At 66.4% G+C, this 21,461-nt stretch carries 22 protein-coding genes; 10 read left to right on the plus strand and 12 right to left on the minus strand.

Annotation, left to right across the window (positions count from 1 at the left end):
- The first annotated feature begins 10 nt into the window (after positions 1-10).
- From AC5Y3P_RS00065 to AC5Y3P_RS00075, 3 genes are read left to right on the plus strand one after another with little or no spacing between them, the layout of a single operon-like run.
- A complete protein-coding gene (locus AC5Y3P_RS00065; RefSeq protein ID WP_500043851.1) occupies positions 11-1,138 on the plus strand; it encodes a hypothetical protein in 1,128 nt (375 codons plus the stop codon).
- 2 nt (positions 1,139-1,140) lie between these two features.
- Positions 1,141-1,929 carry an SDR family oxidoreductase gene (locus AC5Y3P_RS00070; RefSeq protein ID WP_500043852.1) on the plus strand — a complete coding sequence of 263 codons (789 nt, stop codon included), beginning with the start codon at positions 1,141-1,143 and terminating at the stop codon, positions 1,927-1,929.
- Positions 1,926-3,071 (plus strand): sulfotransferase family protein, encoded by a 1,146-nt coding sequence (locus AC5Y3P_RS00075; RefSeq protein ID WP_500043853.1) that lies wholly within the window; start codon positions 1,926-1,928, stop codon positions 3,069-3,071. Before AC5Y3P_RS00070 ends, AC5Y3P_RS00075 begins: the two co-directional genes overlap by 4 nt.
- 5 nt (positions 3,072-3,076) lie before the next feature.
- Here the strand turns inward: AC5Y3P_RS00075 and AC5Y3P_RS00080 are convergent, their stop codons facing one another.
- From AC5Y3P_RS00080 to AC5Y3P_RS00100, 5 genes are all read right to left on the minus strand, one after another.
- Positions 3,077-3,760 (minus strand): MBL fold metallo-hydrolase, encoded by a 684-nt coding sequence (locus AC5Y3P_RS00080; RefSeq protein ID WP_500043854.1) that lies wholly within the window; start codon positions 3,758-3,760, stop codon positions 3,077-3,079.
- A gap of 24 nt (positions 3,761-3,784) precedes the next feature.
- Positions 3,785-4,252, minus strand: coding sequence for a hypothetical protein (locus AC5Y3P_RS00085; protein ID WP_500043855.1), 468 nt, complete (start codon positions 4,250-4,252; stop codon positions 3,785-3,787).
- Positions 4,249-5,406, minus strand: coding sequence for a 3-ketosteroid-9-alpha-monooxygenase, oxygenase component (locus AC5Y3P_RS00090; protein ID WP_500043856.1), 1,158 nt, complete (start codon positions 5,404-5,406; stop codon positions 4,249-4,251). Before AC5Y3P_RS00090 ends, AC5Y3P_RS00085 begins: the two co-directional genes overlap by 4 nt.
- Positions 5,407-5,522: 116 nt before the next feature.
- Entirely contained in the window at positions 5,523-6,206 is a 684-nt protein-coding gene (locus tag AC5Y3P_RS00095; RefSeq protein WP_500043857.1) for a hypothetical protein, read from the minus strand.
- A gap of 103 nt (positions 6,207-6,309) precedes the next feature.
- Positions 6,310-7,332 carry a pirin family protein gene (locus AC5Y3P_RS00100; protein WP_500043858.1) on the minus strand — a complete coding sequence of 341 codons (1,023 nt, stop codon included), beginning with the start codon at positions 7,330-7,332 and terminating at the stop codon, positions 6,310-6,312.
- Positions 7,333-7,410: 78 nt separating this feature from the next.
- Between AC5Y3P_RS00100 and AC5Y3P_RS00105 the strand changes: the two genes are divergently transcribed.
- The gene (locus AC5Y3P_RS00105; RefSeq protein ID WP_500043859.1) at positions 7,411-7,773 is read left to right on the plus strand and encodes a winged helix-turn-helix transcriptional regulator; all 363 of its coding nucleotides are present in this window, start codon (positions 7,411-7,413) and stop codon (positions 7,771-7,773) included.
- A gap of 29 nt (positions 7,774-7,802) precedes the next feature.
- On the opposite strand, the gene AC5Y3P_RS00110 is transcribed toward AC5Y3P_RS00105, so the two are convergent.
- From AC5Y3P_RS00110 to AC5Y3P_RS00120, 3 genes are read right to left on the minus strand one after another with little or no spacing between them, the layout of a single operon-like run.
- Positions 7,803-8,981 carry a thiolase family protein gene (locus AC5Y3P_RS00110; RefSeq protein ID WP_500043860.1) on the minus strand — a complete coding sequence of 393 codons (1,179 nt, stop codon included), beginning with the start codon at positions 8,979-8,981 and terminating at the stop codon, positions 7,803-7,805.
- Complete coding sequence (locus AC5Y3P_RS00115) at positions 8,981-10,042, minus strand: thiolase family protein (RefSeq protein WP_500043861.1); 1,062 nt, start codon at positions 10,040-10,042, stop codon at positions 8,981-8,983. Before AC5Y3P_RS00115 ends, AC5Y3P_RS00110 begins: the two co-directional genes overlap by 1 nt.
- Positions 10,043-10,051: 9 nt before the next feature.
- The gene (locus AC5Y3P_RS00120) at positions 10,052-11,044 is read right to left on the minus strand and encodes a Zn-ribbon domain-containing OB-fold protein (protein ID WP_500043862.1); all 993 of its coding nucleotides are present in this window, start codon (positions 11,042-11,044) and stop codon (positions 10,052-10,054) included.
- An 84-nt stretch (positions 11,045-11,128) separates the two neighbouring features.
- Between AC5Y3P_RS00120 and AC5Y3P_RS00125 the strand changes: the two genes are divergently transcribed.
- The 3 genes from AC5Y3P_RS00125 to AC5Y3P_RS00135 are packed head-to-tail and all read left to right on the plus strand — an operon-like array spanning position 11,129 to position 14,167.
- Entirely contained in the window at positions 11,129-12,169 is a 1,041-nt protein-coding gene (locus AC5Y3P_RS00125) for an LLM class F420-dependent oxidoreductase (protein WP_500043863.1), read from the plus strand.
- 51 nt (positions 12,170-12,220) lie between these two features.
- Complete coding sequence (locus AC5Y3P_RS00130; RefSeq protein WP_500043864.1) at positions 12,221-12,952, plus strand: acetoacetate decarboxylase family protein; 732 nt, start codon at positions 12,221-12,223, stop codon at positions 12,950-12,952.
- A gap of 18 nt (positions 12,953-12,970) precedes the next feature.
- Positions 12,971-14,167 (plus strand): cytochrome P450, encoded by a 1,197-nt coding sequence (locus tag AC5Y3P_RS00135; protein ID WP_500043865.1) that lies wholly within the window; start codon positions 12,971-12,973, stop codon positions 14,165-14,167.
- Between the two features lie 92 nt (positions 14,168-14,259).
- On the opposite strand, the gene AC5Y3P_RS00140 is transcribed toward AC5Y3P_RS00135, so the two are convergent.
- Both AC5Y3P_RS00140 and AC5Y3P_RS00145 read right to left on the minus strand, forming a co-directional pair.
- On the minus strand, positions 14,260-15,132 hold the full coding sequence (locus AC5Y3P_RS00140) for a putative endonuclease domain-containing protein (RefSeq protein ID WP_500043866.1): 873 nt from the start codon (positions 15,130-15,132) through the stop codon (positions 14,260-14,262).
- Between the two features lie 232 nt (positions 15,133-15,364).
- Complete coding sequence (locus tag AC5Y3P_RS00145; RefSeq protein WP_500044247.1) at positions 15,365-16,096, minus strand: crotonase/enoyl-CoA hydratase family protein; 732 nt, start codon at positions 16,094-16,096, stop codon at positions 15,365-15,367.
- Positions 16,097-16,231: 135 nt separating this feature from the next.
- Between AC5Y3P_RS00145 and AC5Y3P_RS00150 the strand changes: the two genes are divergently transcribed.
- Together AC5Y3P_RS00150 and AC5Y3P_RS00155 are read left to right on the plus strand one after the other, a co-directional pair.
- A complete protein-coding gene (locus AC5Y3P_RS00150) occupies positions 16,232-17,884 on the plus strand; it encodes an acyl-CoA synthetase (protein WP_500043867.1) in 1,653 nt (550 codons plus the stop codon).
- 11 nt (positions 17,885-17,895) lie between these two features.
- Entirely contained in the window at positions 17,896-19,014 is a 1,119-nt protein-coding gene (locus AC5Y3P_RS00155) for an NAD(P)H-dependent flavin oxidoreductase (protein WP_500043868.1), read from the plus strand.
- Positions 19,015-19,032: 18 nt separating this feature from the next.
- On the opposite strand, the gene AC5Y3P_RS00160 is transcribed toward AC5Y3P_RS00155, so the two are convergent.
- Positions 19,033-19,923: a dihydrodipicolinate synthase family protein gene (locus tag AC5Y3P_RS00160; protein ID WP_500043869.1), complete on the minus strand. Its 891-nt coding sequence runs from the start codon at positions 19,921-19,923 to the stop codon at positions 19,033-19,035.
- Positions 19,924-19,976: 53 nt separating this feature from the next.
- Positions 19,977-20,762 (minus strand): aldolase, encoded by a 786-nt coding sequence (locus AC5Y3P_RS00165; RefSeq protein ID WP_500043870.1) that lies wholly within the window; start codon positions 20,760-20,762, stop codon positions 19,977-19,979.
- Between the two features lie 108 nt (positions 20,763-20,870).
- On the opposite strand from AC5Y3P_RS00165, the gene AC5Y3P_RS00170 reads away from it, so the two are divergent.
- Positions 20,871-21,398: a helix-turn-helix domain-containing protein gene (locus AC5Y3P_RS00170; RefSeq protein ID WP_500043871.1), complete on the plus strand. Its 528-nt coding sequence runs from the start codon at positions 20,871-20,873 to the stop codon at positions 21,396-21,398.
- Positions 21,399-21,461 lie beyond the last annotated feature (63 nt).

A 21,461-nucleotide genomic window follows, 5' to 3' on the forward strand; every position in this document is an offset into this window, starting at 1 on the left:
GTTTCGATGCGTGTACTCCGAACCTCTGCGCGACGCCATCACCGAAGCCGAGCGGTTGGTCTCCGCCGCGCCGTTCATCGAGTCGGAAGCCGATCTGTTCGAAGGCCTGCAGTACCTCGCCGGGTGCATCTCCGGCTGTCTGCACCTCGCGTTCGACTACGAACGGGACCATCCGTTCCTGCAGTCCGGGACCGGTCCGTTCACCAAGATGGGTTTGGACAACCCGGACACCCTGTACTTCGGAACCCGGGTACAGGCCGGGCATGAATACGTGGTCACCGGCCGGCGAGGCAGCACCACCGACCTCAGCTTCCAGTTGCTCGGCGGTGAGTACACCGACGACAATGTGCCGGCCAGCCAGGCCGCGTTCGACGACCGTGAACTCGACGTCGCCGAGGACGGCAGCTTCGAATGGCGCGTCACCCCGAGTAGTCCGTCGCAATTGCTCATCCGCGAGGTCTACAACGACTGGTCGGCGCAGCGTGGCTTCGTCACCGTCGCGCGCACCGACACCGCCGGCACCGCGCCGGCGCCGTTGACCAAGGACCTGATCGAGAAGCGCTACGCCGTCGCCGGCAAGCAACTGGTGCAGCGGGTCAAGACTTGGCTGCAATTCCCGCAGTGGTTCTACGACACGCTGCCGGTCAACACCATGGTGGCGCCCCGGCTGACGCCCGGTGGATTGGCCACCCAGTATTCGTCGGTCGGGCACTTCGACCTGGCCGGCGACCAGGCCATGATCATCACGCTGCCGGTCAGCGACGCCCCCTACCTAGGTTTCCAGCTCGGCAGCCTGTGGTACATCTCGCTGGATTACATCAACCACCAGACGTCGCTGAACGGCACTCAGGCACAAGCGGATCCGGACGACAAGATCCGGATCGTGGTCTGCGACGCCAACCCGGGGGTGACCAACTGGTGTGAAACCCTGGGTCACGCCAAGGGCTACCTGCAGTTCCGCTGGCAGCGGCTGTCGCGCGCCCTGACCGAGGCCGACGGGCCCGTGGTCGAAGTCGTCCCGGTCGACCGGGTGCCCGACGTGCTGCCCTTCTACGACTCCAACAAGATCTCCGGACAGCAGTGGCAGCAGCGGATCGCGCTGCGGCAACAGCAGATCCAGCAACGGATGGTGGGTTGACCATGCTTGGCGAGGGAATGTTGCAGGACAAGGTCGTCGTCATCAGTGGGGTCGGCCCAGGACTGGGCAGCACCTTGGCGCGTCGCTGCGCACAAGCGGGCGCCGACGTGGTGTTGGCCGCGCGCAGCACCGAACGGCTCGAAGACGTCGCCGCGCAGGTGGGTCAGTTGGGCCGGCGCGCGGTCGCGGTCGGCGCCGACATCACCGATGACACTCAGGTCGATCGCCTGGTGCAGGAGTCGTTGGCGGCCTTCGGCAAGGTGGACGCGGTCATCAACAACGCGTTTCGGGTGCCTTCCATGAAGCCGTTCGCCGAGACCTCCTTCGAGCACATCCGCGACGCCGTCGAGCTGACGGTGTTCGGTGCGCTGCGGGTGGTCCAGGGCTTCACCGCGGCACTCGCCGAGTCCCACGGTGCGGTGGTGAACGTGAACTCGATGGTGCTGCGGCATTCCCAGGCCAAGTACGGCGCCTACAAGTTGGCCAAGTCTGCCCTGCTGTCGATGTCGCAGACCCTGGCCACCGAACTCGGTGACCGCGGAATCCGGGTGAATTCGGTGCTGCCGGGCTATATCTGGGGCAGCACCCTGGAGGGCTACTTCGCGCACCAGGCCAACAAGTACGGCAGCACGGTCGACGACATCTACGCCGCAGCTGCGGCTGCATCCGACCTGAAGCGCCTGCCCACCGAAGACGAGGTTGCCTCGGCGATTCTGTTCCTGGTCAGCGACCTGGCCAGCGGCATCACCGGGCAGTCGCTGGATGTGAACTGCGGGGAGTACAAGGCATGAGCGCACGAGTTGACGTCGGCACGGTCGATGATCTACACGCCTCGGCGACCAAGGCGTGCGGCTTGACCGATTTCGGTTCCGACGACGACAACTACCGCGAAGCCCTTGGCGTGCTGCTGGATTCGTATCAGCGCGAGGCCGATCTGACCGAGTTCGGCAGCAAGATGTCGCGGTTCTTCCTGCGCAACGCGCTGGTCGCCCGACTGGTCAGCGAGGCGGCCTGGAAGCAGTACCCGCAGCACGCCGACGTCGTCATCGAGAAGCCGATCTTTGTCACCGGCCTGCCCCGCACCGGCACCACCGCGCTGCACCGCTTACTCACCGCCGACCCGATGCATCAGGGCCTGGAGTTGTGGCTGGCCGAGTTCCCGCAGCCCCGGCCGCCGCGCGAAACCTGGGCCGACAACCCGGTCTTCCAGCAACTCGACGCGCAATTCGCCAACGCGCACAACGAGAATCCGGAGTACATGGGTCTGCACTTCATGACCGCCGACGAGGTCGAGGAGTGTTGGCAGCTGCTGCGGCAGTCGCTGCATTCGGTGTCCTACGAGACGCTGGCGCACATTCCCAGCTATGCCCGCTGGCTATCCGAACAAGACTGGACCGCACCGTATCAGCGGTATCGCAAGAATCTGCAGCTGATCGGTCTCAACGATATCGGCAAGCGCTGGGTGCTCAAGAACCCCAGTCATCTGTTCGCGCTCGATGCACTGATGGCCGCCTACCCGGACGCACTGGTGGTGCAGTGCCATCGGCCGGCCGAGACCCTGATCGCATCGATGTGCTCGCTGTCGGCGCACACCACCGCGGGCTGGTCGAACTCGTTCGTCGGCGCGCAAATCGGTGCCGACGCTCTCGATACCTGGGGCCGCGGCCTGGAATTGTTCAACGCCGAACGGGTCGAGCATGACCCGGCGCAGTTCTGCGACGTTGATTACCGCGACTTCGTCGCCGATCCGATCGGCACGGTCGCCGGCATCTACGGCCACTTCGGTCTCGAGTTGACCGACGCGGCGCGCCAAGCCATGACCGAGCTGCACACCGCGAGCCAGCAGGGCCCGCGCGCGCCCAAGCACCACTATTCGTTGGCCGACTACGGGTTGACCGAGGAGCAGGTCCGGGAACGTTTCGCCGGGCTGTGAGACAGTCAGGGCTGCAAGAACGGATTGCTGCGGCGCTCGTCGCCGATTGTGGTCCGCGGACCGTGCCCGGGCAGCACCAAGGTTCGGTCGTCGAGCACCAGCAGCTTCGAGATAATCGATCCCAGAAGGTGATTGCCGCTGCCACCGCCTAGGTCGGTGCGCCCGACGGTCCCGGCGAACAGGGTGTCACCGGTGAACACCACGCCGGGATGATCCCCGCCGGTGATCCGCAGTGAGATCGACCCCGGAGTGTGGCCGGGGGTGTGGTCGACCGCAACCGAGAGCCCAGACACCGTCAACTGCTCACCGCCGGCCAGTTCGATCACCTGATCGGGATCCGAGCACAGCACACTGACCAACCGCTGTGCCACCCGCGGGCCCACCCCGCGCAGCGGGTTACGCAGCATCGCACGGTCCTCATGGTGCACGTAGACCGGGATCTCATGCCGGTCGGCGAACCGTTGGGCGCTCCACACATGGTCCAGGTGACCGTGGGTCACCACCACTGCCCGCGGCGCCAGGCGGTGCTCGCGCAGCAGCCGGTCCAATCGCACCGAGGCGCCGTCGCCGGGATCGATCACCAGCGCCTCGCGGTCATCATGCCGGTACAGCAGATAGCAATTGGTGCGCACCACACCGGTTTCGAAGCTCAGGATCTCAAGTGGGCCCAGGCGCTGCTGGGTCGTCACGGCAACGTCCTCGAGCGACTTTGGTCAGCCATCACCGGGGGAAGGTGCACTCGACACTGCCTCCAGGCAGCCCTCGGCCACGGCGTGCTTGATGCTGTCGGACAGTCGCGGGCAGGACGGGCTGCGACTGCTGCTGCCGCCCTGTTCGCGCAGTTCGGCGAAATAGGCGCAGCGTTGCGAAGCCTCGGTGTTCCATTGCACGGCAGTGTATTCCGGACCGAGCTTCTTGACCGCGACCGTGGCGTGACAGAACCGGCAGTCCACCGGGGTCAGACCGGAATTCAGGTAGCGGTCCTTGTCGGCCTGGGTGGCCGCCCGCACGGCTGCGGCGCGCTCGGGATCGGAAGCGAAATCGGGTGCCTTACGCCAGGATCCGCCACCGGAACCGTCCACGCCGGGGTGCTGGTGATCGTCGTCGTCGTGACCGCCGTGCAGGAGCAGCATCGACCGGGCTACCCGGTCGATGTCCGGCGACTCCTTGCGGGCGGTCATGTCGCGGGCTGCTGTTCCTTCGACTCGGCCTGCTTGCGCAGGTTTTCCTCGACTTCGACATTCCACTTCTCGACCGCGGCCGTGGTGTCGACCTCGAGCTCGAAGCGGTCGGTCATCTCCGGCGTGACATCGGCGACGTCGACGTAGAACTGCTGGTACCACCGGCGCATCTGGTACACCGCGCCGTCCTCTTCGACCAACAGCGGATTGTCGATCCGGGTCTTGTGCTTCCAGATCTCGACGTCCTGCAGGAAGCCCTTGCTCACGCCGTCGGTGAACGCGTCGGCCAGCTTCTCGGTGGTGGCGTCGTCGAGGCCCTTGGGCTTCTCCACGATCACACCCCACTGCAGCATGAACGAATCCTGGGTGACCGGGTAGTGGCAGTTGATCAGGATCGATTCGGCCTTGAAGTCGCCGTACTTGTTGTGCAGCCAGTTGATCATGAAGGACGGGCCGAAGTAGCTGGCCTCGGAGTCCAGGCTGGCCTCGCCGTACGCGGTGCCCATGTCGTTGACGTCGGGTCGGCCCACGTTGTGCAGGTACTGGCTGGCGATGTGGCCCTCGAAGACGTTCTTGAAGTAGGTCGGCAGCCCGTAGTGGATGTAGAAGAAGTGCGCCATGTCGGTGACGTTGTCGATGATCTCGCGGCAGTTGCTGCCCTCGATCAACAGGCTGTTCCACTTCCAGTCGGTCCACTCGCCGCTGGACCACTCCGGGATCTCCGGGATCCGGACTTCTTCCTGGGGTGGGTTGCCCTCGTGGTCGTGCCAGACGAACAGCAGACCGCCGCGCACATCGGTATGCCAGGCGCGGGTGCGGGCCAGGCGCGGAGTGCGCTTGGCGTAGGGCACCAGCTTGCACTTGCCGTCACCGCCCCAGCGCCAATCATGGAACGGGCAGGCCACTTCGTCGCCCTTGATGGTGCCCTGGGACAGGTTGCCGCCCATGTGCCGGCAGTAGCCGTCCAGAATCTTCAGATCGCCGGCTGAATCGGCGAAGACCACCAGCTTGGTGCCGAAGATCTCGACGCCATGCGGCTTGCCATCCCGGAAGTTCTGCACGGGTCCCAGGCAGTGCCAACCACGTGCGTATCGATCCGGCAGGGCGCCGGTGTCGATTTCGCGAATGCCGCTGGGGGCTGAGTCAGTCGTCACTTCGCGCCTTTCGTCCAAGCTCTCTAACTAGAACACGTTACAGTTTTACCCGCTGGGGGCGCAACGCAAACCGGTTTACCTGCCCGGATGAGTGACTTAGGTCCTTCGCGGGTGCGCTACTGCGCGCCCAGCCCGACCCGCAGCGCGATCTCCTGCATCTTGGCCACACTGGTGACGAACTGTTCGGTGGCCGGATCCTCGGGCACGCTGTTGAACTCCAGCCGCGCCAGCGCCGGACCCTGGCTGAACAGCACCAACGTCACCGCCTTGCCGCCGTCCGGCGAGGTGCCCCGCAGCACGGTGCCGTCGGTGCCGACCGAAAGCGGTGCCGGCTCATCGGACGCGACCACCTTGTCGGACTTGGCGACGGCTTCGCGCAGCGTCGAAGCGGCGGTGGCCGCGTCCGGGTACACCGCGACGGTGGCCGAGATGGCCCGGGTGTCGTCGGCGTTGACGTAGAGCGTGCTGGCTCCCGGCACGCCGTTCGGATCGCTGGTCGAGGACATGGACACGAAGGTGTCCTGGTCGTCGCTGAGATCGGCGGCCTGCACCAGCAGTCGGGCGTAGTCGGCCTCGGCTGCCTCGCCGGTCGTGCTCGGCGCGGCGCCGGTCGCGGTGTCGCTGGTCTTGCTGGTGGTGGCCGCCGGCGAAGTCGTCGTGGCGCTCTGGCCGGCCGTTCCGGCGTCGCAGCCGCCGAGCGCGCCGGAGAGCGCGAACGCGGCGGCGACCACGACCCAGGGGTGCGGGCGGCGGCGTCGGGCACGGGTCGGAACGGGGGCCTTGGGCAACGGTATGGGCATTCTGCAGATCAGGTCGGGGACGGAGGGTGGCGCCGAGCGGCGTCCCGATCCAACCTACCCGCGCGGATCGCCGCGGCCCGCCGCGCAGACGGTGACCTTCGGCTCACTGTGGGCCGTTCGCAGCCTGCTCCGGAACCTCGATCCGGCCGTCCCCGTAGCGTGCGAACCGGGTGGTCGTACGCGGGTAGACCGGTGCGGGACTCGGCCACGGCCAGCCGCCGAACTGATCGCGACGGTAGTCGGCGTAGGCCTCGACGATCTCGGCTTCGGTGTTCATCACGAACGGTCCCTGCGCTGCGACGGGTTCGCCGATACCGACCCCCTGCAGCAGCAGGACCACGGTCGGGGCGTCCCCGGCCGTCACGTGCAGCGGGCCGTGGCCGGTCTGCAGGAACCCGGCGCCCTCGGCCACCTGGATCGCCCCGATGGTGACCGAGCCGTTCTCGCCGTGCACGTACAGCATCCGTTCGGTGGCCTCGGATCGCGCCGCGGGCAGTTCGATCGAGGCGTGCGGCTCGAGTTCGATCAACCACACCGCGACATCGGCGCCGGACTCGGCCGCCCACGACGCGGTCGGCGGTGCGGGTGCCGGGGTGCCCGCGAAGTCGCCGGCGATCACGGTGACCCGTGCGGTGCCGCCGGGGCTGTGCTGGGTGATCACCGGGATCTGCTCGCGCCACAGCATCGCGAACTGCGGGTCGGCGGCTTTGTTGCGCGCCGGCAGGTTCAGCCAGATCTGATACAGCTCGAAGGGATTGTCGGCGGTCTCGTCGAGAAGCGGGAACATCTCCGAGTGGCTGACGCCGCGGCCGGCGGTCACCCATTGCACGTCGCCGGCGCCGTAGCGGGCGCCCGCGCCGGTCGAGTCGGCGTGGTCGACGTAGCCGCGGCGGACGATCGTGATGGTCTCGAAGCCGCGGTGCGGGTGCGCGGGGAACCCGGGTACCTCACTGCCATGGTACATGCTCCAGCCGTCGGCGTCGGTGCTGGCCGGACCCATCGCGGGGTTGGCCCGCGGGTACGCGTCGACGTGGTGCGCGGTGAACAGGAACGGTCCGACGCCGCGCCAGGGCCGGCCGAGGGTGACCACGCGGCCGGTGCCGGAGGTGGTGTGTGCTGCTGTCATGCCGGGTGTAACGCCGACGCTATCACTCTTATTTCCAGAGTGTTTGTGCTCTGGTTCGAATAGTGCTACCGATGGGTGATGAGACCTGGACGGGCGCTCGCGGTCAAGGAGCTGTGCGACGGCGCGGGCACGATCCGCGAGGCACTGGAGACCGTGGGCAGCGTGTGGGCGATGGCGGTGCTGGCCGCACTGCGCGACGCGCCGCTGCGCTACAGCCAGATCAAGCGGGAGGTGGCCGACATCAACGACCGGATGCTGTCACTGACCCTGCAGCGCTTCGTCCGGGACGGCTTGGTCGAGCGCCGGGCGACGGGGTCGCGCGCCGAGTACGCGCTCACCGACATCGGCCGCCAGGTCTGCGAAGCCGTCGGCGAACTGGTGTACGTGGTGCTGAAACTGGCGCCCCAGGTGGCCGAAGCGCGGGCGCGCCACCAGGGCTGACCGCTTTCCTCGAAACGGCCGTCCACCCGCTACTGGGTGGCGTCCGGTTTGTCCGACGAAACCACCCACATCGAGAAGTACTGCGCGCCGCCGCCGTAGGCATGGCCGAGCGCCTTGCGGGCGCCCTCGACCTGGTGCTTGCCGGCCTTACCCATCACCTGGATGGCCGATTCGGCGAATCGGATCATCCCGGATGCGCCGATCGGGTTGGAGCTCAGCACGCCGCCGGATGGGTTGAACGGGATCTTGCCGTCGATCGCGGTCTCCCCGGCCTCGGTGAGCTTCCAGCCTTCACCTTCGGCGGCAAAGCCGAGGTTCTCCAGCCACATGGGTTCGAACCAGGAGAACGGCACGTACACCTCGGCGACGTCGATCTCCTCGATCGGGTTGGTGATCCCGGCGGCCCGCCACAGTGCGGCCGCGGCGTCCCGGCCGGCCTGCGGATTGACCTGGTCGCGACCGGCGTAGGCCAGCGGTTCGGTGCGCAGTGCGGTGGCCTGGATCCAGGCCACCGGATGTCCGTCGGCCACCCGGGCGTCGGCGGCTTGTTCGTCGCCGATCACCATCGCGGCGGCACCGTCCGAGGACGGGCAGGTCTCGTCGAAGCGGATCGGGTCCCACAGCATCTGGGAGGCCAGCACCTTCTCCAGGGTGATGTCGGCCTGCTGCAGGTGCGCCAACGGGTTGCGGGAGCCGTTGAGTCGGTCCTTGACCGCGACCATGGCACCGATGTGGTCGGGCGCACCCGAGCGCCGGATGTAGGCCCGCACGTGCGGCGCGAAGTAGCCACCGGCGCCGGCGCCCACCGGCTTGGTGAACGGCACCGGAATGCTCAACGCCCACATGGCATTCGACTCGGATTGCTTCTCCCAGGCCATGGTGAGCACGCGCCGGTACTTACCGGACTTCACCAGGCTGGCCGCCACGATCGCGGTCGAACCGCCCACCGAGCCCGCGGTGTGCACCCGGATCAGCGGCTTGTTGGTCGCGCCGGTGGCATCGGCCATGAACAACTCGGGCATCATCACGCCCTCGAAGAAGTCCGGTGCCTTGCCGACGACGACGGCGTCGATGTCGGCCATCGTCGAGCCGGAGTCCGCCAGCGCCCGGTCGATGGCCTCCCGGACCAGGCCGTTCATCGACACATCGTGGCGCTTGGCGACGTACTTGGTCTGCCCGGTACCCAGGACCGCAGCTTTGCTAGCCATTATTTGCCCTCCAAGACCGCGACCAGATTCTGTTGCAGCGCTGCGCCACTGGTGGCATGAGCCAGCACGCGGCCGGCCGAGCCGTTGAAAATGTGCTGGGCGGCGAAGCCGATGCGTTCCAACCCTGCCGAGAACATCGGATTGGCCGCCAGTGCGCCACCCGACGGGTTGACCTTGGTGCCCGAGCCCAAGCCGATCGCCTCGGTGAGGATCAGGTGCTGGTGGGTGAACGGGGCGTAGATCTCGGCCACCTCGATCGAGCTGACGTCACCACCGGTGGCGGCCTGCGCCGACGCCGCGGTCGACGTCGACACCGTGAGATCGCGCGCGCCCAGGATCGGAGTTTCGATGCGGTGCTCGAAACCGGTGATCCAGGCCGGGTTTTCGCGCAACTCGCGGGCTCGGTCGCCAGCCGCCAGCACGATCGCCGAGGCACCGTCGGCGATCGGCGCGATGTCGTGCCGGCGCAGCGGATCGGCGAAGAACGGTCGCTCCAGCAGGTCCGCGATCGATCCGGTGACTTCTTCCTTGTCCGTGCGCCCACCCGCGGCGTAGGAATCCAACGCCACCTGGGCCATCTGCTCGGCGGTCCACTTGCCGGCGTCGAGTCCGAAGCGGGCCTGAAGTCCGGCCAGCGACACCGCATCCGGCCACAACGGCGCGACGGTGTACGGGTCGGTCTGCAAGGCGAGCACCCGGCGCAGCACACCCGCCGAGGACTTGCCGAAGCCGTAGACCAGCGCGGTGTCCACCTCGCCGGTGAGGATTTTGATGTAGGCCTCGTAGAGCGCCCAGGCCGCGTCCATCTCCACGTGCGACTCGTTGATCGGCGGAATCGCACCGATCGAGTCGATCGCGGAGATGAACGAAAACGCGCGGCCGGCAAGGTAATCCGAAGACCCCGAGCACCAGAAACCGATGTCGGTCTGCTGCAGCCCGAGCTCGTCGTAAAGCTGGTGGAAGCACGGCATCAACATCTCGACACCGTTGGTGGTGCCGTCGGTGGTGCGCACATGGGGGGCATGCGCGAAACCGACCACGGCGACATCTGGAGAAGTCATCAGATCCCTTTACAGGTGGTGCTTGTAGCTGTCGTAGTCGGCGTCGGGCTCACCGGTCGGCCGGAAGTGCGAGATGTTGTCGATGCCCAGACCCCATTCCTCCTGGGGCTTCCACACCGCCTGCACCCGCATGCCCATCCGGACCTCGGCGGCGTCGATGTCGGTGACCAGATGCAGGAACGGAATGTCGGCGCCGTCGAGCAGCACATAGGCGGCCACATACGGCGGTTTGATGCGCTGACCGGCGAACGGGATGTTGATGATCGCGAAGGTGGTCACGGTGCCGGTGTCGGCCAACTCGACGAACTCGGTGAGCTCCAGACCGGTGGCCGGGTCGGCTTCCTTGGGCGGGAAGTACACCTTGCCGGCCTTCCCGGTCCGCGCCCCGATCAGCTTGCCGTCGCGCAGCGCGCGCAAGTACACGCTCTCCGGCTGCGAAGCCGAGTGCTGGATCTCGACCGAGGACGGACTGACCAGCATCGTCACCGGGTCGCGGTCGTCGTCGCCGGCGGCCGGGACGTCCTCGGGAGTCTCGCCCGGCACGAAGTAGGCGATGTCGGTGATCGCACCGACCGGCTCGTCGACCCAGTGCGCGTGCACCCGCGCCCCGCTGCTCAGCGAGCCTTCCGGCGCATCCACCGCGTGCAGCAGCGCGGTGTCCGCACCGTCCAACTTGATCAACGCCCAGGCGAAGGGCCGGTCCAGCGGCTGGCCTTCCAGCGGTTCAGGCTGCCAGGTCCAGGACAACACGGTCCCCACCGAGGCCACCGGGACCACCTCGGTCAACGGCTGGTAACTCACCGGGTCATACTCGGCGGGTGGCACATGCACGCGCCCGTCCGTCCCGCGCACGCCGACGATTCGCCGGTCGCGTAGGGCGGTGAAGAACTGACTGAGCAGCGGCCCTACTGAACGGGTGTAGTCAAAAGACAGTTTCAAAGGAGCTGAAAGCGGCGGCTCGCGGTGATCTATCGAGGCCGGGCGGCTTTGGCTGGCAGTCACACATCGAGTAGAACAGGTTCTAAGAATCGTGGCAACAACGGGTCGAGAGGTGAACCGGATGAATACCAGCGTGGGGTGCGGAGAATGAAGCTCGGTTTGCAGCTCGGATACTGGGCTGCGCAGCCGCCCAGCAACCACGCCGAACTCGTGGCAGCGGCCGAGAACGCCGGTTTCGACACCGTCTTCACCGCCGAGGCCTGGGGCTCGGATGCCTTCACGCCGCTGGCGTGGTGGGGTCGGGAGACCAGCCGGATGCGGTTGGGTACCTCGGTGGTGCAGCTCTCGGCGCGCACGCCGACCGCGTGCGCGATGGCCTCGCTGACCTTGGATCATCTCTCCGGTGGCCGGCACATCTTGGGCCTGGGAGTGTCGGGTCCACAGGTGGTCGAGGGTTGGTACGGCCAACGGTTCCCCAAACCGCTGGCTCGCACCCGCGAATACGTCGACATCATCCGTCAGGTCTGGGCCCGCGAAGCCCCGGTCACCAGCGCTGGGCCGCACTACCCGCTGCCGCTGGGCGGCGAAGGCACCACCGGGCTGGGCAAGGCGCTCAAACCGATCACCCATCCGCTGCGTGCCGACATCCCGATCATGCTGGGCGCCGAGGGGCCGAAGAACATCGCGTTGGCCGCCGAGATCTGCGATGGCTGGCTGCCGATCTTCTACAGCCCGCGGCTGGCACCGATGTACAACGAGTGGCTCGACGAGGGCTTTGCGCGGCCGGGGGCCCGCCGGTCCCGGGCGGACTTCGAGATCTGCGCGACGGCGCAGGTGGTCGTCACCGACGATCGTCGCGCCGCGCTGGACATGATCAAGCCGTTCCTGGCGCTCTACATGGGCGGCATGGGCGCTGAAGACACCAACTTCCACGCCGATGTCTACCGCCGGATGGGTTACGCCGAGGTGGTCGACGAGGTCACCGCGCTGTTCCGATCCGGCCGTGAAGACGGCAAGGAGCAAGCCGCCAAGGCGATTCCGGATGAACTGGTCGACGACGCCGCGATCGTCGGTGACATCGATTACGTGCGCAAGCAGATCGCGGCGTGGGAAGCCTCCGGGGTCACCATGATGGTGGTCGGCGCGCGTTCGGTCGAGCAGATCAAGGATCTCGCCGACTTGGTGTGACGGGCACTGAACACTTCTTGCCATCTGTCTAGAACCGGATAGATTGGTGTGATGGCCGACACTGTCAGCACACACACCGTCGCGGGCACCGTGCTGACCATGCCGGTCCGGGTCCGCACCGCGACCCAGCGCACCGCGATGTTCGCGGTCGACGCCGATGCCGCGCAGGCGATGATCGACTACAGCGGGCTCGAAGTGTGTCGGTTTCTGCCCGGCCGGGCCATGGTGGTGCTGATGTTGATGCACTACATCGATACCGATTTGGGCCAGTACTACGAGTACGGCACCAACGTGATGGTCAACCCGCCCGGGTCGACGGCGCACGGGCCGCGTGCGCTCGGTGCCGCGGCGGCCTTCGTGCATCACCTCCCGGTGGACCAGTCGTTCACCCTGGAGGCCGGCCGGCGGATCTGGGGTTATCCGAAGGTGATGGCAGACTTCACTATTCGCGACCATCGCACCTTCGGATTCAACGTCGCGGTCGACGGCAAGCGGATCATCGACATGGAATTCAAGCCGGGACTGGTGATTCCGTCGGCGCTGAGCGGCCGAGAGCAGATCTACCCGACCTTCTCCTACTCCGACGGCGTGCTGCGCAGGACCGAAGGCGTCACCCTGCTGCAGGGGGTGCGCTACCGGCCCGGCGGGGTGCGGGTGCAACTCGGCGACCATCCGTATGCCGACGAGTTGCGTGCGCTCGGCTTGCGGAAGCGGGCAATGGTTTCCAGTTCGGCGGCCAATGTCGATATGACTTTTGGTGACGCACAAGAGATTTCGCTCTAGACCCGGGAGGCCCCAGCGATGACCGCCACCGTACTTGATGTCGACCTGACCGACGGCACGTTCTACGCCGACGGAGGTGCCCGCGAGGCGTACAAGTGGATGCGGGCCCATCAGCCGGTGTTCCGGGACCGCAACGGATTGGCCGCGGCCACCAGCTATCAGGCGGTACTGGACGCCGAACGCAATCCCGAGGTGTTCTCGTCCACCGGTGGTATCCGGCCGGATCAGCCCGGCATGCCGTACATGATCGACATGGACGATCCGGCGCATGTGCTGCGTCGCAAGCTGGTCAACTCCGGCTTCACCCGCAAACGGGTGATGGACCGAGTGCCCGCGATCGAGCGACTGTGCGACACCTTGATCGACTCCGTAATCACTGATGGTGCATGTGATTACGTTCGCAGCATAGCCGCGCCGCTGCCGATGGCGGTGATCGGCGACATGCTCGGTGTGCTGCCCGAGGAACGCGACATGCTGCTCACCTGGTCGGACGAACTGGTGTGTGGTTTGAGCTCGCATTTCGACGAGTCGATGATCACCAAGATCATGGGCACCTTCGCGGCCTACACCGAATTCACCATGGGCGTGATCGCCGACCGGCGCGCCAACCCGACCGACGACCTGTTCTCGGTGCTGGTACACGCCGAGGTCGACGGCGCCAAGATGTCCGACGACGAGATCGTGATGGAGACCCTGCTGCTGCTGATCGGCGGCGACGAGACCACCCGGCACACACTGTCCGGCGGTACCGAACAATTGCTGCGGCACCGCGACCAGTGGGATGCGGCGGTGGCCGATCCGGGCTTGCTGCCCGCTGCCATCGAGGAGATGCTGCGCTGGACCTCGCCGGTGAAGAACATGTGCCGCACCTTGACCCAGGACATCGAATTCCACGGCACCCAGCTGAAGGCCGGCGAGAAGATCATGCTGATGTTCGAGTCGGCCAACTTCGACGAGTCGGTGTTCGAGGACCCGGATGAGTTCCGTATCGACCGGGAACCGAACAGTCACATGGCTTTTGGTTTCGGTACCCATTTCTGTTTGGGCAACCAGCTGGCCCGGCTGGAACTGCGGCTGATGCTGTCGCGGGTGCTCGAGCGGATGCCGGACCTGCGGCTGGCCGACGAGGCCCGGCTGCCGCTGCGGCCGGCGAACTTCGTCAGCGGTCTGGAAGAAATGCCGGTGCTGTTCACGCCCGGTCCGCGGGTGCTCTAGCGCGCCGCCCCGCGGCCCTCTACCTCGCGGCGCTGCGGTTTCATACGCAACACGCCGCGGTTGGCGTATGAAAACGCAGTGGGCGGATCCTCTCACCACGTCTTGGGACAACCGCGGGAGATCAAGGCGGCGCCTACTCGGTCGAAGAACGTCTCGGGCTCGTGGTGCAGCATGCCGCTGGTAACCCGAACGTCGATCCAGTTGAGTTCTGGTAATCGCGCATAGCGGTTGACGTCTCGGCTGTGTTGGCGCGGATCCGTCCAGTGCTGGGCACCGTCGAAGTCCACGCCCACGCCGTACTGGCGCCACCCCATGTCGAGTCGAGCGAAGACCACACCGAACTCGTCGCACACCTTGATCTGCGTCTCGGGTACCGGAAATCCCTTCTGCACCAGCATCAGTCGGGTCAGGGACTCGTACGGGGATTCCGCGCCGCCGTCGACGTGGGCCAACGTTTCTCGGAGCTGAGGCAGGCCACGGGCGCGGGGGTGATCGGTGATGATCCGCTCGACTTCGACGACCTTGGCTGCTGTCGCATTCATCAGTGCATCGATGCGTTTCACGCCCTCGGTCAGGTCCAATCGTCTTCCGAGGTCGAACATGGTCCGAGCTGCTGTGGTCGTCGTCATCCCGTCGATCACTTCAGATTCGCCGCTCAAGAGAATTACGTCGTGCACCTCGATGCCGGGTGGTGTCCGATGGTTGGCGTGGATCAACTCGGCGGGTTGGTGCGGTTCAATCCACTTGGCGCCGAGCAGCGCCGACGCCGACAGGCCGGCCACCACGCCCTGCCGCCGTGACCACAGCCAGGCCGCCTTCGCTCTTTGCGTGGCCGACAGCTCCACCCCGCGAGGTACCCAGACGCCGGGATAGGCCGCGGTATGGAAACGGCGCAGTTGCCGAAATGTCAGCAGGCCGGCTTCGATTGCCTCGGCGCCACGGAACGGCCAGTCGATCGGGTCCATATCCGGATGCTGACAGTTGTGCTGCGCGAAGGTTTTCCGCTATCCACAGGCCGCGGCTCGACGGTCCCCGGTCTGGCGACTGCGGTTTGATACGCGTGCTCCGGCGTGTCGCGTATGAAACCGCAGGCGACGCAGGAAAACAAGGGCGTCCCCGGTCTGGCGACTGCGGTTTGATACGCGTGTTGCGGCGTGTTGCGTATGAAACCGCAGGCACGCCGGGAAAACAAGGGCGCTACTTCATCTGGAAGTTCGGCTTGCGCTTCTCCAGGAACGCGCGCGGCCCTTCCTTGGAGTCCTCGGACAAGAAGACCGGGATGCCGTTCTGGGTGTCCGGCTTGAACGCGTCGTTCTCGTGCATGCCTTCGGTGTCCCGGATCGTCTTCAGGATGGCTTGCACGGCCAGCGGTCCGTTGGCGTTGATCACCTCGGCGATCTCGAGCGCCTTGTCCAGGGCCGATCCGTCCGGCACGACATAGCCGATCAGCCCGTACTGCAGCGCTTCGGCAGCGGTGATGTGCCGTCCGGTCAGCAGCAGATCGCAGGCGATGGTGTAGGGGATCTGGCGCACCAGCCGGACCGCCGAACCGCCCATCGGGTACAGCGACCACTTGGCCTCGGAGATGCCGAACTTGGCGCTCTCACCGGCCACCCGGATGTCAGTGCCCTGCAGGATCTCGGTCCCGCCGGCAATCGCGGCGCCCTCCACGGCGGCGATCAACGGCTTGGTCAGCCGCCGGCCCTTGAGCAGCCCGTCGATCCGGGTCGGGTCGTAGCCGGACTTGAAGGTGTCGCCGGGCGCTTGCTTGTTGGCGTTCTTCAGGTCCATACCCGCGCAGAACGCGCCGCCGGCGCCGGTCAGGATGCACGAGCGGATGTCGGGATCGTTGTCGACGCGGTCCCAGGCGTCGACCATGATCGAGAGCATCTCACCGGTGAGCGCGTTGCGTCGCTCGGGCCGGTTCATGGTCACGATGAGCGTGTGTCCGCGCTGCTCAACGAGGGCGTGCGGCTGCGAATCGGGCTCGCTCACGGGTGATCACCTTCCTGCGCAATTGCATGAAACTTGTCACGAAATGTAACACGTTCTAGTTTAGGTGCCATGGCCTTGAACATTGCCGATCTCGCTGAGCACGCCATCGACGCCGTACCCGACCGGGTCGCCCTGATTTGTGGCGACGAACAGCTCACCTACGCCCAACTCGAGGAGAAGGCCAACCGGCTGGCGCACTTCCTTCTGGACCGGGGGGTGCAGAAGGACGACAAGGTCGGGCTGTACTGCCGCAACCGCAACGAGATCGTGATCGGGATGCTCGCCATCGTCAAGGCCGGCGCGATCCTGGTCAACGTCAACTTCCGCTACGTCGAGGGCGAGTTGCGCTACCTGTTCGACAACTCCGACATGGTGGCGCTGATCCACGAACGCCAGTACGCCGACAAGGTGGCCAACGTGCTGCCGGACACCCCCAAGATCAAGACCGTCGTGGTGGTCGAGGACGGCTCCGACGGCGACTTCGCCCGCTACGGCGGCGTCGCGTTCGAAGATGCGCTCGCCGCGGGCTCGCCCGAGCGCGACTTCGGCCCGCGCAGCGAAGACGACATTTACCTGCTCTACACCGGCGGCACCACCGGCTTCCCCAAGGGCGTCATGTGGCGGCACGAGGACATCTACCGAGTGTTGTTCGGCGGCACCGACTTCGCCACCGGGCAGCCCCTGGAAGACGAGTACGACCTGGCCAGGCAGGCCGAGGCCAACCCGCCGATGGTGCGTTACCCGATCCCGCCGATGATCCACGGCGCCACCCAATCGGCCACCTGGATGGCCCTGTTCGCCGGCCAAACCACGGTGCTGGAACCGGAATTCGATCCGGACGCGGTGTGGCAAACGATCCACGACCACAAGGTCAACCTGCTGTTCTTCACCGGCGACGCGATGGGCCGGCCGCTGCTGGACTCGCTGCTGGCCGCCCAGGAAGCCGGCAAGGAATACGACCTGTCGAACCTGTTCCTGCTCGCCAGCACCGCGGCGCTGTTCTCCACCAGCAACAAGGAGAAGTTCCTCGAACTGCTGCCCAATCGGGTGATCACCGACTCGATCGGGTCCTCGGAGACCGGTTTCGGCGGCACCAGCATCGTGGCCAAGGGGGAGTCCCACACCGGCGGCCCGCGAGTGACGATCGACAAGAACACCGTGGTGCTCGACGACGACGGCAACGAAGTGCAGCCGGGTTCGGGCGTGCGCGGCATCATCGCCAAGCGCGGCCACATCCCGGTCGGCTACTACAAGGACGAGAAGAAGACCGCCGAGACCTTCCGCACCATCAACGGTGTGCGGTACGCGATCCCGGGTGACTACGCCCAGGTCGAAGCCGATGGCTCGGTGACGATGCTGGGCCGCGGTTCGGTGTCGATCAACTCCGGTGGCGAGAAGATCTACCCCGAAGAGGTCGAGGCAGCGCTCAAGGGCCACCCCGACGTGTTCGACGCCCTGGTGGTCGGTGTGCCCGACGAACGGTACGGCCAGCACGTGGCCGCGGTGGTCCAGCCCCGCGAAGGGGCCCGGCCGACGCTGGCCGATCTGGACACCTTCGTGCGTACCCAGATCGCCGGCTACAAGGTGCCGCGCAGCCTGTGGATCGTCGATGAGGTGAAGCGCTCGCCGGCCGGCAAGCCCGATTACCGGTGGGCCAAGGACCAGACCGAAGCGCGGCCGGCCGATGAGGTGCACGCCAACCATGCCGGCGCGAAAGCCTAGTGAGGGACGACATGAAAACTGACCTGTGTGAGCGGTTCGGGATCGAATACCCGATCTTCGTGTTCACCCCTTCGGAGAAGGTGGCGGCCGCGGTCAGCCGCGCCGGCGGCCTGGGTGTGCTGGGGTGCGTGCGGTTCAACGACCCAGACGACCTGGAGAACGTGCTGTGCTGGATGGACGAGAACACCGAGGGCAAGCCCTACGGTGTCGACGTCGTGATGCCGGCCAAGGTGCCCACCGAGGGCAGCGCGGTCGACATCAACAAACTGATCCCGCAGTCGCACCGCGACTTCGTCGCCAAGACCCTGTTGGATCTGGGCGTGCCGCCGCTGGCCGAGACCGGTGAGCGCAACGAAGGTGTGCTGGGCTGGTTGCACTCGGTGGCGCGCTCGCACGTCGACGTGGCGTTGAAGCACCCGATCAAACTGATCGCTAATGCGCTGGGCTCACCGCCCAAGGACGTCATCGACCAGGTGCACGCGGCCGGAGTGCCGGTGGCGGCGTTGGCCGGCAGCGCCAAGCATGCGCAGCGGCACATCGACAACGGCGTGGACATCATCGTCGCGCAAGGCCACGAAGCCGGTGGCCACACCGGGGAGATCGGGTCGATGGTGTTGTGGCCCGAGATCGTCGACGCCGCCGGCGACACGCCGGTACTGGCCGCCGGTGGCATCGGTACCGGCCGGCAGGTGGCAGCCGCCTTGGCGCTTGGCGCGCAGGGAGTTTGGATGGGTTCGGCGTTCCTGACCGCAGCCGAATACGACCTGGGTGTGCGCACCGAGGGCGGCACCTCGGTGATGCAGGACGCGCTGTTGACCGCCACCTCGGCCGACACCGTGCGCCGCCGGATCTACACCGGCAAGCCGGCCCGGCTGCTCAAGAGCCGCTGGACCGACGCGTGGGATGCCGAGGGCGCGCCCGAACCGCTGCCGATGCCACTGCAGAACATCTTGGTCAGCGAGGCTCACCAGCGGATGAGTGAGTCCACCGACCCGACCACGATCGCGATGCCGGTGGGTCAGATCGTAGGCCGAATGAACGAGATCCGGCCGGTGGCCGACATCATTGCCGAGTTGGTCAGCGGTTTCGAGGCCGCCTCCAAGCGCCTCGACACCATCCGGGACCGCTGAGCCTGAGCCCGCGCGCCGTCAGGCGGCGTCCAGGATCGCCTGCAGTTGCTCGCGGCCGGCGGCGTCCAACGGCAGCAACGGGCGGCGGGGATCGCCGACGTCGCGGCCGAGCAGTTGCAGCCCGGCCTTGACCGTGGTGGGCAGCCCGCCGGCCACGATGAAGCGGAGCAGTGGCGCCAAGGAGTCGTAAATGCGTTGCGCCTCAGCCAAGTTGCCCTGCCGCACGGCGGCGTACAGGTCCAGGCACAGCTGCGGGCGCAGGTTGGGCGCCGCGGTGCACCAACCCGCGGCGCCCTCGGTCAGGGCGTCGAGGACCAGTGGATTGCTGCCGTTGTAGAACGGCAACCGGCCGCCGGAAAGCTCCTTGATCCGTTTCATCCGGTTCAGGTCGCCGGTCGACTCCTTGACCATGGTGAAGTTGTCGATGTCGGTGAACATCTGCACCAGCAGCTCGGGGGTCATGTCGATGCCGCTGGTGGCCGGATTGTTGTAGGCCATGATCGGCAGATCTACCGCGGCGCCGATGCTGGCGTAGTGCTGGGCGATCTCCCGGTCGTTGAGCTTCCAGTAGGACACCGGCAGGATCATCAGCGCGTCCGCGCCGGCCTGCTGGGCGTGCTGGGCACGCCGAATGGTGTTGGCAGTGGTCAGATCCGATGCGCCGACGATCACCGGGACCCGCTTGTTCACCGCGGCCACCGTGGTGTCGACGACGGTGTCGAACTCGGTTTCGGTCAGGTAGGCCGACTCCCCGGTGCTGCCCAGCGGGGCGATCGCATGCGCTCCGGCGGACACCAGGAACTCGACCAGTTCGGTGAGCTTGGCGGTGTCCACCGCGGTGCCGTCGGCGGTGAACGGGGTGACCGGATAGGCGATGATGCCGTGGATCTCGGTGCGGGAATCGGTCATGGCGGTCGGGAAATCCTTTCCGGTGGTGCAGAAATGCGGGGAGCGGCGGCTGATCAGCCGGCCAGCACGTCGGGGTGGCGAGCCAGGGCCCGTCGGGCGTAGTAGGCGAAGTTGGCCTGACTGCGCTTGGGTGTCAGCGTCCAATCGTGGGCTTCCCGGGCCAGTTGCTCGGGCAGCGGCTTGACGGTGCCGGCGGCCATCGCGGTCAACTGCAACTTGGCGGCCCGCTCGATCAACATGGCCAGTGAGCAGGCCTCCTCGACCGAAGCGCCGGCAATCACGTGTCCGTGGTGAGCCAGCAGCACGGCCTTCTTGTCGCCGAGTGCGGCGGTGATGATCTCGCCTTCCTCGTTGCCCACCGGCACGCCCGGCCAGTTCGGCAGGAATGCGCAGTCGTCGTAGAGCGGTGTGACGTCCATATGCGAGACCACCAGCGGAACCTCGAGCATCGACAGTGCGGCCACGTGGAACGGGTGGGTGTGCACGATGCAGGTCACGTCGGGCCGGGCCCGGTAGATCCAGGAGTGAAACCGGTTGGCCGGGTTGGCCATCCCGTCGCCGTCGAGCACGTTGAGGTCCTCGTCGACCAGTAGCAGATTGGACTCGGTGATCTCGTCGAAGCCCAACCCGAGCCGCTGGGTGTAGTAGGTGCCGGGCTGCTCGGCGCGCGCGGTGATCTGGCCGGCCAGGCCGGAATCGTGACCGGCGTCGAACAGCGCCCGACAGGTCAGGGCCAGTTTCTGGCGCAGGGACAAGCCGGAATCCTCGACGTGCCGGGACAGTCCGTCGAGCGCGCGCTGCATCAGGTCGGATTTGCTGTCGCCGAGTGTGGTGCCCATTGCCTATCTCCCTGTCGCCGACGGATCCGCTCCCTCGACCGTAGGACACAAAGTGTCATCTAGTCAATCGGTTATCCTGATCGGCGTGCGGGGCGAACGGCAGGACCGATGACAGCGCTGGTGCGCGCGGTGCGAACGCGCCGCGCGCTGACCCTGGATGAGCTCGCCACGGCCACCGGATTGACCAAGAGTTATCTGTCGAAGGTCGAACGTGGGCACAGCACCCCGTCGATCGCGGCGGCCATGAAGATCGCCCGTGCACTCGAAGTGGATGTGGCTCAACTGTTCTCCGATGACCCGAGCACCAGTTCGCTGACCGTGGAACGCGCCACCGAGCGGCAGTCGGTCCGGCAACACCCGATCGGGGCCAACATGTTGGGCAAGGCGATGTCCCCGTTCATCCTGCGACCCGGTGCCAGATTCGACGCGCATGCGCATGACGGCCATCCAGGTCAGGAGTTCCTGTTCGTGCACAGCGGCGCTGTGGAACTGGACTACGACGGGCAGGTCATCGACTTGCAGACCGGTGATACCGCGTACTTCGACGCCCGTGCGCCGCACCGGCTGCGCCGCCACGGTGACATCGCGGCCGAAGTGGTGGTGGTGACTTACGACCACCCGAGCAGGCGCAGTTAAACCACCGGATGCCGCGAAGACACATCTGACCCGAAATTGTTGTCCATAGTCCAAGACATCGAA

This window comes from Mycobacterium sp. NGS45, from assembly GCF_059812645.1.